This window comes from Janthinobacterium sp. EB271-G4-3-2, assembly GCF_020858035.1.
In the GTDB taxonomy this organism is placed as follows: domain Bacteria; phylum Pseudomonadota; class Gammaproteobacteria; order Burkholderiales; family Burkholderiaceae_D; genus Janthinobacterium; species Janthinobacterium aestuarii.
Genome location: NZ_JACYMG010000016.1, coordinates 16,343 through 30,311 on the forward strand (window position 1 = coordinate 16,343; position 13,969 = coordinate 30,311).

General features: G+C 61.7%; 14 protein-coding genes. 9 read left to right on the top strand and 5 right to left on the bottom strand.

Annotation, left to right across the window (positions count from 1 at the left end; genetic code table 11):
- Window positions 1–60: 60 nt before the first annotated feature.
- Genes IGS55_RS25395 through mpl form a run of 4 tightly spaced genes read right to left on the bottom strand, consistent with a single transcriptional unit; the run spans window position 61 to window position 4,719 of the window.
- Window positions 61–2,148, bottom strand: coding sequence for a ribonuclease catalytic domain-containing protein (locus tag IGS55_RS25395; protein WP_230518883.1), 2,088 nt, complete (start codon window positions 2,146–2,148; stop codon window positions 61–63).
- Between the two features lie 2 nt (window positions 2,149–2,150).
- A complete protein-coding gene (locus IGS55_RS25400) occupies window positions 2,151–2,765 on the bottom strand; it encodes a chorismate--pyruvate lyase family protein (RefSeq protein WP_329958163.1) in 615 nt (204 codons plus the stop codon).
- Complete coding sequence (locus IGS55_RS25405) at window positions 2,762–3,346, bottom strand: YqiA/YcfP family alpha/beta fold hydrolase (protein ID WP_230518881.1); 585 nt, start codon at window positions 3,344–3,346, stop codon at window positions 2,762–2,764. The genes IGS55_RS25400 and IGS55_RS25405 overlap by 4 nt, the downstream gene beginning before the upstream one ends.
- Complete coding sequence (gene mpl, locus IGS55_RS25410) at window positions 3,343–4,719, bottom strand: UDP-N-acetylmuramate:L-alanyl-gamma-D-glutamyl-meso-diaminopimelate ligase (RefSeq protein WP_268992040.1); 1,377 nt, start codon at window positions 4,717–4,719, stop codon at window positions 3,343–3,345. The genes IGS55_RS25405 and mpl overlap by 4 nt, the downstream gene beginning before the upstream one ends.
- A 115-nt stretch (window positions 4,720–4,834) precedes the next feature.
- Between mpl and IGS55_RS25415 the strand changes: the two genes are divergently transcribed.
- From IGS55_RS25415 to IGS55_RS25450, 8 genes are all read left to right on the top strand, one after another.
- Window positions 4,835–5,473, top strand: a complete 639-nt coding sequence (locus tag IGS55_RS25415) for a hypothetical protein (RefSeq protein ID WP_230518880.1) — start codon at window positions 4,835–4,837, stop codon at window positions 5,471–5,473.
- A 19-nt stretch (window positions 5,474–5,492) separates the two neighbouring features.
- Window positions 5,493–6,047: a TlpA family protein disulfide reductase gene (locus IGS55_RS25420; RefSeq protein WP_230518879.1), complete on the top strand. Its 555-nt coding sequence runs from the start codon at window positions 5,493–5,495 to the stop codon at window positions 6,045–6,047.
- Window positions 6,048–6,129: 82 nt separating this feature from the next.
- Window positions 6,130–6,567: a type II 3-dehydroquinate dehydratase gene (gene aroQ / locus IGS55_RS25425; RefSeq protein WP_034746628.1), complete on the top strand. Its 438-nt coding sequence runs from the start codon at window positions 6,130–6,132 to the stop codon at window positions 6,565–6,567.
- Between the two features lie 91 nt (window positions 6,568–6,658).
- The gene (gene accB / locus IGS55_RS25430) at window positions 6,659–7,123 is read left to right on the top strand and encodes an acetyl-CoA carboxylase biotin carboxyl carrier protein (protein ID WP_070222155.1); all 465 of its coding nucleotides are present in this window, start codon (window positions 6,659–6,661) and stop codon (window positions 7,121–7,123) included.
- 101 nt (window positions 7,124–7,224) lie between these two features.
- A complete protein-coding gene (gene accC / locus IGS55_RS25435; RefSeq protein WP_034746622.1) occupies window positions 7,225–8,640 on the top strand; it encodes an acetyl-CoA carboxylase biotin carboxylase subunit in 1,416 nt (471 codons plus the stop codon).
- Complete coding sequence (gene prmA / locus IGS55_RS25440; RefSeq protein ID WP_230518878.1) at window positions 8,637–9,581, top strand: 50S ribosomal protein L11 methyltransferase; 945 nt, start codon at window positions 8,637–8,639, stop codon at window positions 9,579–9,581. The genes accC and prmA overlap by 4 nt, the downstream gene beginning before the upstream one ends.
- 8 nt (window positions 9,582–9,589) lie before the next feature.
- A complete protein-coding gene (locus IGS55_RS25445; protein WP_230518877.1) occupies window positions 9,590–10,834 on the top strand; it encodes a DUF3426 domain-containing protein in 1,245 nt (414 codons plus the stop codon).
- A gap of 11 nt (window positions 10,835–10,845) precedes the next feature.
- Window positions 10,846–11,784 carry a carbohydrate kinase family protein gene (locus tag IGS55_RS25450; RefSeq protein ID WP_230518876.1) on the top strand — a complete coding sequence of 313 codons (939 nt, stop codon included), beginning with the start codon at window positions 10,846–10,848 and terminating at the stop codon, window positions 11,782–11,784.
- A 106-nt stretch (window positions 11,785–11,890) separates the two neighbouring features.
- On the opposite strand, the gene IGS55_RS25455 is transcribed toward IGS55_RS25450, so the two are convergent.
- The gene (locus tag IGS55_RS25455) at window positions 11,891–12,424 is read right to left on the bottom strand and encodes a YggT family protein (RefSeq protein WP_230518875.1); all 534 of its coding nucleotides are present in this window, start codon (window positions 12,422–12,424) and stop codon (window positions 11,891–11,893) included.
- A 254-nt stretch (window positions 12,425–12,678) separates the two neighbouring features.
- Here IGS55_RS25455 and IGS55_RS25460 point away from each other — a divergent pair, with 254 nt between their 5' ends.
- Window positions 12,679–13,731: a hypothetical protein gene (locus tag IGS55_RS25460; protein ID WP_230518874.1), complete on the top strand. Its 1,053-nt coding sequence runs from the start codon at window positions 12,679–12,681 to the stop codon at window positions 13,729–13,731.
- Window positions 13,732–13,969: the final 238 nt, after the last annotated feature.

Genomic DNA, 13,969 nt, shown 5'->3' on the forward strand with positions numbered 1-13,969 from the left:
ACGTCAAAGGGCGGTGCCGGCAACAGTTTTCAGCACCGCCTGGATGACGTGAGGAACGCCTTACTTGACCTCGGGCTCGCTGACCACGTCTTCGCTGGCCAGTTCCGCCACTTCCGCATCGGCGTCGCTGACCTGGTTCGCCGCTTCCGGCGATGGCTCGGCCGGCACGTCGCCCTCGTCGGCGCCTGCATCGCCCGCCTCTTCTTCGTAATCGAGCTCGGCGTCGGCCGCCGCATCGGGCACGGCGGCGATTTCCAGCAGGCGCGCTTCGATGCTCAGGTCAACCTCATCCCAGCGCAGCAAGTCCAGTTTCACCTGGGCGCCGCGCGCCACCGACGGCATGCCCGGCAGCTTGATGACCAGCGGAATGTCGACCAGGCGCAGGATTTCGTCTTTCAGCACGACGGCGTCGACCTGGCGCGCGTTTTCCTGGTGCAGCCAGCGCAAGCACCAGTAGCGTTCCATGTTCGACTGGAAATCGCCATACGTGGCATACGCGGCGTCAAACGCCGAGACGATGGCGAACAAGTTCGCGTCGCGCGGCTTGAACGGGGCCACCAGCGGTGCCGTCACGCCATGCTCGGCGCAGGCGATGATTTGCCACTGGTTCACCAGGTCCGTGTAGCGGCGCAGTGGCGAAGTGCTCCACGCGTATTGATCGACGCCCAGGCCCTGGTGCGGCGCCGCATGGGTAACCATGCGCACCTGCATCTTTGCCGCCCAGCTATTGCCGCTGCCGCCGCCCTGGCTGCGGTAAATGCCGGGCACGCCATGGTCGTGCAGCATCTTGCCCCACGTGCTGTTGGCAAAAATCATCAGCTCGGCGACGATCTTGTCGAGCGGCGCGCCACGCTTGCGGCGCGCCACGGTGACGATGTCATTTTCCACATAGAAGTTGAAATCGACGCGGTTATTCTGTTCCGGCTTCAGGCCAAACGCTTCGCGCTTCTTCATGCGGCCCTGTTCCAGCTGCTGCGCCCATTGCCACAGCACGGCAAAATCGGCCTTGTGCGGGTACTCGCCCTCGCCGCTGGCCAGGGTTTCCTCGTTGACCAGGTCGTCGAGCTGGTTATGGCGCAGATTGCTGGCAATCGGCACCAGTTCGGCGCGCGTCTGCGTGCTGACCACGGCCCAGTCCGCTTTCGGATCCAAGGTCGCATACAGCGACAGGGCCGGGCACGTCGTGCCTTCCGCCAGCGTAAACGCGTTGACGATTTCGTCCGGCAGCATGGTGATCTTGTCGCCCGGCATGTAGACGGTCGACATGCGCTGGCGCGCCATCTTGTCGATCACGTCTTCCGGACGGATGCCCAGGCCCGGCGCGGCGATGTGTATACCCACTTTCACGGTGCCATCGGGCAAGGGCTGCACGGAGAAGGCATCGTCGATCTCGGTCGTGGTCACGTCGTCGATCGAGAAGGCGGCCACGTCGGCCAGCGGCAGCTTGGCCGTCACGGACGGCACGGGCACGCTCGGGAAACCTGCGCCTTTCGGGAAATTTTCAAACAGGAACTTCGACAGGTGCAAGTCTTTTGGCGAAGCAATACCACCGACGGCCAGCATCAGCCGCGGCGGCGTCGTGTGCAATTCCGTGCAGGCCGCTTCCAGCGCCTTGTATTCAATCGTATTCTTGTCCGGCTTGAACAGCAGTTGCAGCACCATGGGCTGCATCGAGGCGGGCAAGCGGTTCTGTTTCAGCTCTTCCACATAGCCTGCCTGCACCAGCGCCTGCTGCTTTTTCTTTTCGATGCCGGCCAGGGCCGCCTTCAGCGATGCTTCCGGCGCCGCCTTGTAGCGGCCACGGCCCTTCTTGTAGAAATACACGGGCGCCGAATGCAGGGCCAGGATCAGGCCGGCCGCTTCCGGCGGCAACGGTGCGTGGCCGAAATACTCGGCGCCCAGCTCGGCAAAGCCGAACTCGTCTTCGCCCGCCACTTCCCACAGGAAATCGAGGTCGATCTCGGCGGCAACCGCCTTGGCTTGCTCGAGCAGCTCGGCCGGGGCCGGCTTTTCATACTGCAGCAGCACGTCCTTGACCTTGACCTTGGTGCGCTTGCCGCTGGCCATTTCGACCTGGTACGCTTCACCCGCTTGCGACAGGACCGTGCCGACCTTGAAATCGCCGGATTCTTCAAAAAATAGATTCATTGTTATGCTTTGTTTATTAATGTGTCGGTTGCAACGGTGCGAGTGACGGACGTCAACTCCAGCACCGCTGGCAAAAATACTTCCGTTACCAGCAGCAATCCCTGGTGACGCTGATACAGGCAGCGGCGGGCAAAAAACAGCGCCTGCCCGTCGGCGCGCCGCCCTTCGAATGCCAGCGCCGCCTGCGCCCGCTGCACCAGCGGATGCCCGGCGCGCAGACGGGCAAATTCCAGTGCGCCGCGGCGTACCATGCGGTCGCCAAACAGGGTCGTGCCCAGCGAACGCTCGCCCAGCGCGGAAAACAAGGGCCAGTCCGTGGCCGTCGCCTGCATGGGCACGACGGTATGGCCAAACACGGCCGGTCTGTCATCACAACGCAACAGCACTTCACGTTCCCACACGCGGCCCGCGCGGCGCAAACCGATGATGGCGGCCTCGTCGCTCAAGCAACGTGCCGTTTCCTGATGCAAACATTGCACGCGAAATGCCTGGCTATGCGCTTTCAGCTTGGCCGTCAGCGAACCGCCGCCCGTCAGCCAGTGGCGCAAGGCCGGCGGCGCATTGACGGCATTCACGTGCGCATGCCATTGCGCCTGCCGCAGCGAACCCGGCCTCACTGGGCAGCGTCCGCATCGATGCCGCAAAAGGCCAGCACGGGCGCCACATAATCGGCAAATTCGCTGATGCCATGGTCGCTGCCATCGATGACCAACTGCCGCGCCCCCTGATAATGCGCCACCATGTCGCGGTAGTCGAGCACTTCATCGCCGGTGGCGGCAATCAGAAAATAGCGTTGCGGCTCAGTAATTTTCTCCACGGCAAACGTGCGCAACTCGTCGATGTATTCACGCTTGAACTCGAATGGCTTGTTCGAATGGAACTCCGTCGTCACGCCCACATGCTGTTCCAGGTCGATCAGGGGCACGATGGCGGGATTGAGCAAGACGGCGCGGCAGCCGAGCCGCTCGGCCAGCCAGGTCGCGTAATAGCCGCCCAGGGACGAACCAATAATCGTCAGCTCGGCCGGCGCCACGTCCTTGACCAGCGACAGGGCCAGTGCGATGGCCAGTTTCGGCGAGGCCGGCAATTGCGGGCACAGCCATTCTTCTTCGCGGCCCAGCGCCTGCATCTGCGCGGCCAGCAGGCGCGACTTCATCGACAGGGGCGACGAGCGGAATCCATGCAGGTACAGAATCATCGGCCCAGGGCCTCCAGCAATTTGTGGTGCACGCCGCCAAAGCCGCCGTTGCTCATGACGACGATCTGGTCGCCGGGACGCGCGCTGGCGGCCACGGCCGCCACGAGGGTATCGATGTCTTCATAGGCGCTGGCAATCTTGCCCAGCGGCGCCAGCGCGTCGCCCAGGCTCCAGCCCAGCGCTTGCTGGCTGCCGTAACCGAAAACGAGGTCCACATCCTTGAGGCTGCCCGGCAGCGCATCTTTCATGGCGCCCAGTTTCATGGTGTTCGAGCGCGGCTCCAGCACGGCCAGGATGCGGCCGCTGTCGCCTATCTTCTGGCGCAGCCCGCCCACGGTGGTGGCAATGGCCGTCGGGTGGTGCGCGAAATCGTCGTACACGGTCATGTCGTTGACCACGCCGCGCACTTCCATGCGGCGCTTGACGCTCTCGAACGTGGCCAGCGAAGCGCACGCCTGAGCAATGGGCACACCCACATGGCGCGCGGCGGCGATGGCCGCCAGCGCATTGCTGCGGTTGTGTTTGCCCGTGAGCGCCCACGCCACATGGCCTTCCTGCTTGCCATTGAAGAACACGTCGAAGCTGCCGTCGGCCTGCTCTTGCAGTTGCCAGTTGGCATCTTGACCAAAACTTTCCTTTTCACTCCAGCAACCGCGCGCCAGCACGCGCTGCAGCGACGCTTCGTCGCCGTTGAACACGAGGCGGCCGATGCCCGGCACAGTGCGCACCAGGTGGTGGAATTGCGTCTCGATCGCGTGCAGATCGGGGAAGATGTCGGCGTGATCATATTCCAGGTTATTCATGATGGCCGTCTTCGCGTGGTAATGCACGAACTTGCTGCGCTTGTCGAAGAAGGCCGTGTCGTATTCGTCCGCTTCGATGACGAAGAAGTCCGATTCGGCGCTCTTGCCGTCGATTGTGCCGCTGAGGCGGGCGGAAATGCCAAAGTTCATCGGCACACCGCCGATCAGGAAGCCCGGCGCGTAGCCCGCATCTTCGAGTATCCAGGCCAGCATGGCCGACGTGGTCGTCTTGCCATGCGTGCCAGCCACGGCCAGCACCCATTTGTTACGCAAGATGTGTTCGCCGATCCATTGCGGGCCGGACACATACGGCAGGCTGCGGTTGAGGATTTCTTCCACCAGCGGGTTGCCGCGCGAGACCACATTGCCAATCACATACAAGTCCGGGTTCAGCTTGGTTTGTTCCGGATCGAAACCCTGGATCAGTTCGATTCCCTGCGATTCCAGCTGGGTGCTCATCGGCGGATACACGTTGGCATCGCAACCGGTGACTTTATGGCCGGCTTCCTTGGCCAGGACAGCCAGGCCGCCCATGAAGGTACCGCAAATGCCGAGAATATGAATATGCATGTGATCAGTGCGAAAGGCGCACGCTTAAGTAAGTAAGACGGTGAGATAAAAAACAGCAAGTGCAGGATTTTACCTGACGCCATGACTTTTTCCGCTTCGGAGTATCATCTTGCTCATGACGAACGATGCATTTGACGATAGCGCGCAGTTGCGCCTGGAAATCGCCGCCGCTGCCGCGCGCCTCGTGGCGCAGGACGGCGCCGACTATGGCAGCGCCAAGCGCAAGGCGGCGCGGCAAGTCCTCGGCGACGCGCCGAACCGGCCCAATATCCTGCCTGACAACGACATGATCGAGGAACAGGTGCGGCAATACAATGCCCTGTTCCTGGCCGACAGCCAGCCGGCGCGGCTGTTCCAGCTGCGCACGATCGCGCTGCAGGTGATGGAAGTGTTGCAACAATTTCATCCCCTGCTCAGCGGCCCCGTGCTCAACGGCACGGCCGGCCCGCACGACGAGATCTATTTGCAGCTGTTTGCCGAGAGCGCCAAGGAAATCCACATCTTCCTGCTGAATAAAAATGTCGTGCTCGATATGTCGGAAAGCCCGCATTTCAAGGGAGCGCGTTATGATGCGGTCGAGACAGCCAGTTTCTTGTGGAAAAACGAAGGCGTGCACGCAGCCATGTATGAGCTCGACGATATGCGCGGCGCGCTGAAAGCCAAGGCGGGCGGCAAGGTGCTGCGCACCGATATCGCCGGGCTGCGCAGCCTGCTGGCCGCCAGCCTCGCCGATGGCGCACCGGCTGCCGACTAACATTGATATAGATAAAGTTATGACAAAAAAGAATTGGATCGCCTGCGCCATCGTGGCGCTGATGTTTGGCGGCATGGGCGCTTACGTCGGTTTGAGCAAGGAAAAAGCCAAAGAAGCGGGGCCGCTGACGAGCACCATCGCGCCTGGCGCGACAGGTCCCGTCAACGAGTTGTATGCGCTGTCCCTGCCCGACGCGGCTGGCGCCACGCAAGCGTTGTCGCAATGGAAAGGCAAGAACTTGCTGGTCAATTTCTGGGCGCCGTGGTGCCCGCCATGCGTGGAAGAAATGCCGGAGTTATCCGAAGTGCAAGGCCACTATGCGGCGAAAAATCTGCAGGTGATCGGCATCGGCATCGATTCAGCCAGCAATATTGCCACCTTTGCCAGCAAGGTCAAGATCGCCTATCCCGTGTATGTCTCCGGCATGAGCGGCACCGACCTGTCGCGCCATTTTGGCAATGCCACGGGCGGTTTGCCCTTTACGGTGCTGATCGGCGCCGATGGCGAAGTCAAAAAGACCTATCTGGGCCGCTTGAAATTTGATCAGTTGCGCGCCGATCTGGATAAATTGTAAATTCGGAGCGTGCTTTTTTCTCTTGCCAATGCGTATCTTTGGCGGCAAAATGCGGAACTTTCGCTAAAACGGTCTTCCATACATGGCAAAAAACCTCCTTCTGCTCAACGGTCCCAACCTGAATTTGCTGGGAACGCGCGAGCCTGAGGTCTACGGCGCCAGCACCTTGGCCGATATCGAACAGGCAGCAATGGCGCAAGCCATGGCGGCCGGTGCCGACCTGGTCTGCTTTCAAAGCAACCACGAAGGCGCGCTGATCGACCGCATCCATGCCGCGCGAGCGGAAGGGATCGATGCCATCGTCATCAATCCGGGCGGCCTGACCCATACCAGCGTTGCCTTGCGCGATGCGCTGGCCGGGGTCGCCATCCCGTTCGTGGAAGTCCATATCTCGAATATTTATCAACGCGAGACGTTTCGACATCACTCATTTCTCAGCGCGATCGCGCAGGGGACGATCTGCGGGCTGGGTATCGATGGATATCGGTTTGCCATCGACTTTGCGCTTAAAAAACGTTAATCTACGCGATCTGCACGCATTTAGCGCGGCGATAGGCTCTTGGACATCACCGCATCACTCATAAAACAAACTACATTCCTAGGGGTTTTACATGGATCTACGAAAACTCAAGACCTTGATCGACCTGGTCGCCGAATCGGATATCGCAGAGCTGGAAGTTACCGAAGGCGAAAGCAAGGTTCGCATCGTCAAATCGTCGGCCATGCCGCAAAACCAGATGGTCATGATGCAGCCGCAAGGCATGCAAGCCCAATACCAGCCAGCCGCGCCAGCCGCCGCGCCCGCTGCGGCACCTGCCGTCGTGGTCGCCGCCGAGCCAACGGGCTATGTGGTCAAGTCGCCGATGGTCGGTACCTTCTACCGCTCGTCCGCTCCTGGCAGCGCCGCCTATGTTGAAGTGGGCTCGACCGTCAAGGAAGGTGATACCCTGTGCATCATCGAAGCGATGAAGCTGCTCAATGAAATCGACTCCGACAAAGCCGGTGTCGTGACCCAGATCCTGGTCGAAAACGGCCAGCCGGTCGAATTCGGTCAACCCTTGTTTGTGATCGGCTAAAACCCAGTCCACACGGCCGGCAACGGCCGTTTGCAGTTTTAGCCCCTCACACTTGTTGTTTCGCCGGCTCGCCGGCTCTCACAGACATACGCGAACCTACCATGTTTGAAAAAATCCTGATTGCCAACCGTGGTGAAATTGCCCTCCGTATTCAGCGCGCCTGCCGCGAAATGGGCATTAAAACGGTTGTAGTCCACTCCGAAGCCGACAAGGACGCGAAATACGTCAAGCTGGCCGACGAATCCGTTTGTATCGGCCCGGCACAATCGTCCCTGAGCTACCTGAACATGCCCGCCATCATCAGCGCCGCTGAAGTGACGGATGCGCAAGCGATTCACCCTGGCTATGGCTTCCTGTCGGAAAATGCCGACTTCGCCGAACGCGTCGAGAAATCGGGCTTCGTCTTCATCGGCCCCCGCTCCGAATCGATCCGTTTGATGGGCGATAAAGTATCGGCCAAGCAAACCATGATCAAGGCTGGCGTACCGTGCGTCCCCGGCTCGGAAGGCGCGTTGCCCGACGATCCGAAAGCGATCGTGCAAATTGCCCGCAAGATCGGCTACCCGGTCATCATCAAGGCCGCCGGCGGCGGTGGCGGTCGCGGCATGCGCGTCGTGCACACGGAAGCTGCCCTGATCAACGCCGTGGCGATGACCAAGACGGAAGCCGGCACGGCTTTCGGCAACCCTGAAGTGTATATGGAGAAGTACCTGGAAAATCCGCGCCACGTGGAAATCCAGATCCTCGCCGACGAACACAAGAACGCCGTCTGGCTGGGCGAGCGCGACTGCTCCATGCAGCGCCGCCACCAGAAAGTGATCGAAGAAGCGCCGGCGCCGGGCATCCCGCGCAAGCTGATCGAGAAAATTGGCGACCGTTGCGCCGAAGCTTGCCGCAAGATCGGCTACCGCGGCGCCGGCACGTTTGAATTCCTGTACGAAAACGGCGAGTTCTATTTCATTGAAATGAATACCCGCGTGCAAGTGGAACATCCGGTCACCGAGATGATCACCGGCATCGATATCGTGCAAGAGCAGATCCGCATCGCCGCCGGCGAAAAACTGCGTTTCCGCCAGCGCGACGTCTTGCTGTCTGGCCACGCCATCGAGTGCCGCATCAACGCCGAAGATCCCTTCAAGTTCACGCCATCGCCAGGCAAGATCGTGTCCTGGCATGCACCGGGCGGCCCTGGCATCCGCGTCGATTCGCACGCCTACGCCGGCTACTACGTGCCGCCGCACTACGACTCGATGATCGGCAAAGTGATCGCTTACGGCGCCACGCGCGAGCAAGCGATCCGCCGCATGCAGATCGCCCTGTCCGAAATGGTGGTCGAAGGCATCAACACGAATATCGCCCTGCACCGCGAACTGATGATCGACGCGCGCTTCATCGAAGGCGGCACCAACATTCACTATCTGGAACAGAAACTGGCCGACATGCCGGACCTGGGCAAGAACCTGAATGGCGGCAGCCCCAGCATCGCCAAGAAGTCCGAAATCAAGGCGGGCGCATGAGCTGGACGGAAATCGTCATCGAAATCGCCCGTGACAACGCCGAGGCCATGTCCGACGCGCTGATGGAAGCGGGCGCCCTGTCGGTGTCGGTGGAAGACGCCGATGAAGGCACGGATGCCGAGCAGCCCCTGTTTGGCGAGCCCGGCATGGAACCGAAGGAAGCGGCGTGGGAACGCAGCCGCGTGGTGGCGCTGACCGACGTCGACGCCGACCAGGCCGCCATCGTGGCCGCCGCAGCCCAGGCTGTCGGCATGACGGAAGTGCCCGCCTTTACCATGCGTCCCGTGGAAGAGCAGGACTGGGTACGCCTGACCCAATCGCAATTCGCGCCGATTCACATCGGCAAGAATATCTGGGTCGTACCCAGCTGGCACGAGGCGCCGGACCCAGACGGCCTGATCCTGGAACTGGACCCGGGCCTGGCCTTCGGCACGGGCAGCCATCCGACCACGCGTCTGTGCATGGAGTGGCTGGAAGCGAACCCCGCTCCAGGCAAGACCGTGCTCGACTACGGTTGCGGTTCCGGCATCCTGGCCATGGTGGCCAAGAAGCTGGGCGCGCAAACGGTGGCCGGCGTCGACATCGACCCGCAGGCGATCGAATCGGCGCGCGACAATGCCGAACGCAACCAGTGCGAGATCGAATATTTCTTGCCAGACACGTTTGCCACCTCGGCACATGCCACGGCCAAGTTTGACATCGTCGTCGCCAACATCCTGTCGAGTCCATTGAAGCTGATGGCGCCGATGCTGTCGGGCCGTGTCGCCGAGGGCGGCGCGCTGATCCTGTCCGGCGTGCTGGCACGCCAGGCGGATGAAGTGGCCGCTGCCTACGCACCGTTCATCCAACTGGGTGTGTGGGCCGAGCAAGACGGCTGGGTGGCGCTGCATGGCCGCCTGGGCAGCACGCAAGCGCCTGCGCCCCGCGCGGAAGGTGCATAAGCACAGCAATGGCCCTCGCCACCAAATGCCCCCATTGCAACACGATATTTCGGGTCGCTGCTGACCAATTGAAGTTACGTGGGGGCATCGTGCGCTGTGGCACGTGCAGGGAAGTGTTTGACGGCAATGCCGCGCTGGTCGATCCAGCCGCGGCATCGCCGTTTTTAACATCGGCCCCCGGCACTGCCGCCCCGCTGCCGGCCAGTTATCCGGCCGACAACAGCCTGCCGTCCGCCACGGACGACGAACCCATCTATTCCCTCGACTTCGACACCTCGTTCGACCCGTTCGGCATCTTGCCGGAAACGGCGCAGCTCAAGGACGATGAAGACGATGGCGAGCACATCGAGCTGGACCTCGACGTGGCCCTGCCCGAAGAGGTACCGGCCGCCGCACCGCTCGACATACCGCTCGATAGACCTGAACCTGAAGAAACCCCGGCAAAGCTGCCCGAAGCACCGCTGCCCCAGCCGATGGCGCCCTTCAAGCGCCGCCAGGTCGATGACGTGCCCGCCTTCGCCACGTATCTGCGCGACAGCCGCCGCGAACCGAATCTGGAAACTGGCGCCGCACCGGCGCTGCCCGCGACCGAAAAAGTCAGCCTGGACAAGCCCGCGCCCGCGCGCCGTGAACCGACGCTGGCCGACCACTCGTTCGAAGCGCTGCCCGCCGCACCCGTCGCGCCGGAACCAGCCGAAGAGCAGGAAGAACCTGTCCTGCCGCCAGCCGACGACGAGCCGGCCTTTGTGACCTTGGGACGGCGCCGCGAACAGAGCGGCAAGGCCTTGCGCATGGCCATGGCCGCCGGCTCGGCAGTACTGCTGCTGCTATTATTCCTGCAAGTAATGACCACCTTCCGCAACCCGCTGGCGGCGCAATTCCCGCAGTGGAAGCCGGCCCTGGTGGCGCTGTGCAAGCTCAGCGGCTGCCAGGTCGACTTGCCGGCGCAGATCGAGGCGCTGGCCATCGAGCAAGGCGAATTGCAAACCATCAAGGACCAAACCTTTTCCTATGTCTCGCTGCTGCGCAACCAGAGCCGCAGCGTGCAAGCCTGGCCCAGCATCGAACTGATCCTCAACGACGCCAATGACAAGCCCGTCTTGCGCCGCGTGATCGCGCCGCGCGACTATCTGCCGGCCCATATCGACGTGAGCAAGGGCTTTGCGCCGCGCTCGGAACAAACCATCAAACTGTATTTTGCATTAGACCAGCTCACGGCGTCTGGCTACCATATCGCCATCTTTTACCCTTAACAGACACTATCATGACCAAAACATCGCTGATCTGCGGCTCGCTTGCCACCGACACCATCATGCAATTCCCCGGTCGCTTCGGCGAATCGCTGCTGGCCGACCAGTTGCACAAGGTGAACGTGTCCTTCCTCGTGCCCACCATGCGCACGGAGTTCGGCGGCTGCTCGGGCAACATCGCCTACAGCCTGAAAATGCTGGGCGGCGACCCGCGCATCGTCGGCGTCATGGGGCAAGACAGCGCCGCCTACCTGGAGCGCCTGCAAAAGCTGGGCATTTCCACCGCCAACATCCTGATCAAGGCCGACAGCTACAACGCGCAGTGCTTCGTCACGGCCGACGCGGACAATAACCAGATCAATGCCTTCCACCCGGGCGCCATGTCGTTTGCGCATGAAAACCCGATCGCCAATGCTGGCCCCGCCAAGGTCGCCATCATTTCGCCGGACGGCGACCAGGGCATGCTCAAGCACGCCGCCGACCTGGCCGAGCTGGGCATCCCCTTCATGTTCGACCCGGGCCAGCAGTTGCCACGTTTCAATGGCGAACAGTTGATCGACTTCATCAACAAAGCCACGTATGTGTCGGCCAACGATTATGAAATGGAAATGTTGATGGAACGCACGGGCTTGACCCTGCCGGACATCGCCGGCCGCCTGGAAGCGCTGATCGTCACGCGTGGCGAAAAGGGGTCGGAAATCTATACGGATGGCAAGCGCATCGACATTCCTGTCGTGGCAGCCAAGGAAGTGCTGGACCCGACCGGCTGCGGCGACGCCTACCGTGCCGGCTTGCTGTTCGGCATCACCAACGACCTGGGCTGGGAAACCAGCGGCCGCCTGGCCAGCCTGCTGGGCGCCATCAAGATCGCCACCCAGGGCGCGCAAAACCACGTATTTACGCCAGAGAGCATCGCCGACCAGTTTGAAGCGGCGTTCGGTTACCGCTATTAATATGTAGCTCGGATGTGCGCGGCGAGGCCGCGCGTATCCGACAACATCATTGGCATGGCAAGTGCTGATGTCGGGTTACGCTGCGCTAACCCGACCTACTCCACCATCATCGCACCACAATAATCATCCCCACCAGCACTTGCGCGATCTGCAACAGGATCAGCGCGACCAGCAACGACAGATCCAGGCTGCCGACCAGCGGCACGACCTTGCGAATCGGGCGCAGCAGCGGCTCGTTCAAGGCCCGTACGAACGGCGCCAGCGGCGCATGCGGGTTGACCCAGCTGAAGATGGCTTCGATGATCAGCAAGGCCATGAAACCGTAGAGTATCCATTGCAGGAAGCGTTGCAGCGCCTTGAGCAGCACCACTTCGACGGGATAGCCGGAAATAAACAGCACCGAGCTGGCCAGCAGCACGATCAGGAAGGCGCCGATCAGACTGGCCCAGTCATACCCGCCCACGCCCGGCACCACGCGGCGCAGAGGGCGCACCAGCCAGTCGGACAATTGAAACGTGAATTGCGCCACCGACGAGGGGGGCCGCACGCGCACCGCCTGCATCCAGAAGCGCAGCAGCAACACGCCGCCCAGCAAGGTAGCGATGGTATCAACGATCAATGTAAGGATAACGATCAGCACGACTAATTCTCCAAAAAAAAAACCGCTGTGTGATTGAGTCACACAGCGGCGTGTTGCCTCATCCAGGCACCAGTATCGTTGAAATTACGATGGGCGGGTGCTGGTTGGGAATGGCCAGGCTGCAGCCGGTGCCAACACGGTTTTTGCTACAGGTGCGATAGGTGCCGATGGCTTGGCGACAGGAGCTGCCTTCTTCGGTGCGGCCTTTTTAGGCGCGGCCTTCTTGGCGGCTGGCTTGGCGGCCACGGCGGCTGGTGCCGCTGGAGCTGCTGCCGGCGCTGCTGCTGGTGCGGCTGCCACGACTGGCGCTGCGGCTGGCTTGGCGGCAGGTTTCGCTGCTGCTTTCGCTGCCGGCTTTGCTGCGACCTTGGCGGCTGGCTTTGCTGCAGGCTTGGCGGCTGGCTTCGCTGCAGCTTTTGCTGCTGGCTTGGCTGCCGGTTTTGCTGCGACCTTGGCAGCAGGTTTCGCTGCTGCTTTGGCGGCCGGCTTCGTCGCTACCTTGGCTGCTGGCTTGGCGGCAGCTTTTGCTGCCGGTTTCGCTGCCACCTTGGCTGCCGGCTTGGCGGCAGCCTTGGTTGCTACCTTGGCTGCTGGCTTCGCCGCTACCTTGGCCGCTGGCTTGGCGGCAGCCTTGGTTGCTGGCTTGGCTGCTGCTTTTGCTGCTGGCTTGGCTGCCGCTTTGGCGGCCGGTTTTGCTGCTGCCTTGGCGACGACTTTTTTCGCTGCTGGCTTGGCTGCCGCTTTGGCGGCCGGCTTCGCTGCTGCCTTGGCCGCAGGTTTTGCTGCGGCTTTTTTCACTGCTGGCTTCGCTGCGACCTTGGCGGCTGGCTTGGCTGCTGCCTTGGCAGCTGGCTTCGCTGCTGCTTTGGCGGCCGGCTTGGCTGCTGCCTTGGCGACGATTTTTTTCGCTGCTGGCTTGGCTGCTGCCTTGGCTGCAGGTTTCGCTGCGGCTTTTTTCACTGCTGGCTTGGCTGCTGCCTTGGCCGCTGGTTTTGCTGCGGCTTTTGCTGCTGGCTTGGCGGCCGGTTTGGCTGCGGCTTTTTTCGCGACAGGCTTGGCTGCTGCCTTGGCGGCCGGTTTCGCTGCGGCTTTCGCTGCCGGCTTGGCGGCCGGCTTGGCTGCCGGTTTGGCTGCTGCCTTGGCCGCTGGTTTCGCTGCGGCTTTCGCCACTGGCTTGGCAGCCACTTTTGCTGCAGGCTTGGCTGCGGCTTTGGCGGCTGGTTTCACTGCTGGTTTCGCTGCGGCTGCCGGCTTCTTCGCGGCAGGAGCAGCCTTGGCGGCTGGTTTCTTTACTTCTGATTTCTTAGCGGCTGTTGCCATTTGTCTCTCCTTCATCTGAGATGAGAAATTTAAGCTACAAGATTTAAACCCGTCCGACCCACCACAGGGATAGGCCAGGCGAATTATTCATCGGCGCAAACGGTCGTTTGCGCTAATGAATTCGGCACCAGCTGAACTGCTGCAACTCCTCACGTTTGCAGCACTTCAGCCATCGTCGGTGCCACCCTGCTTTATCTCGCAGCTGGTGGCAAAGTCTGAATTCGG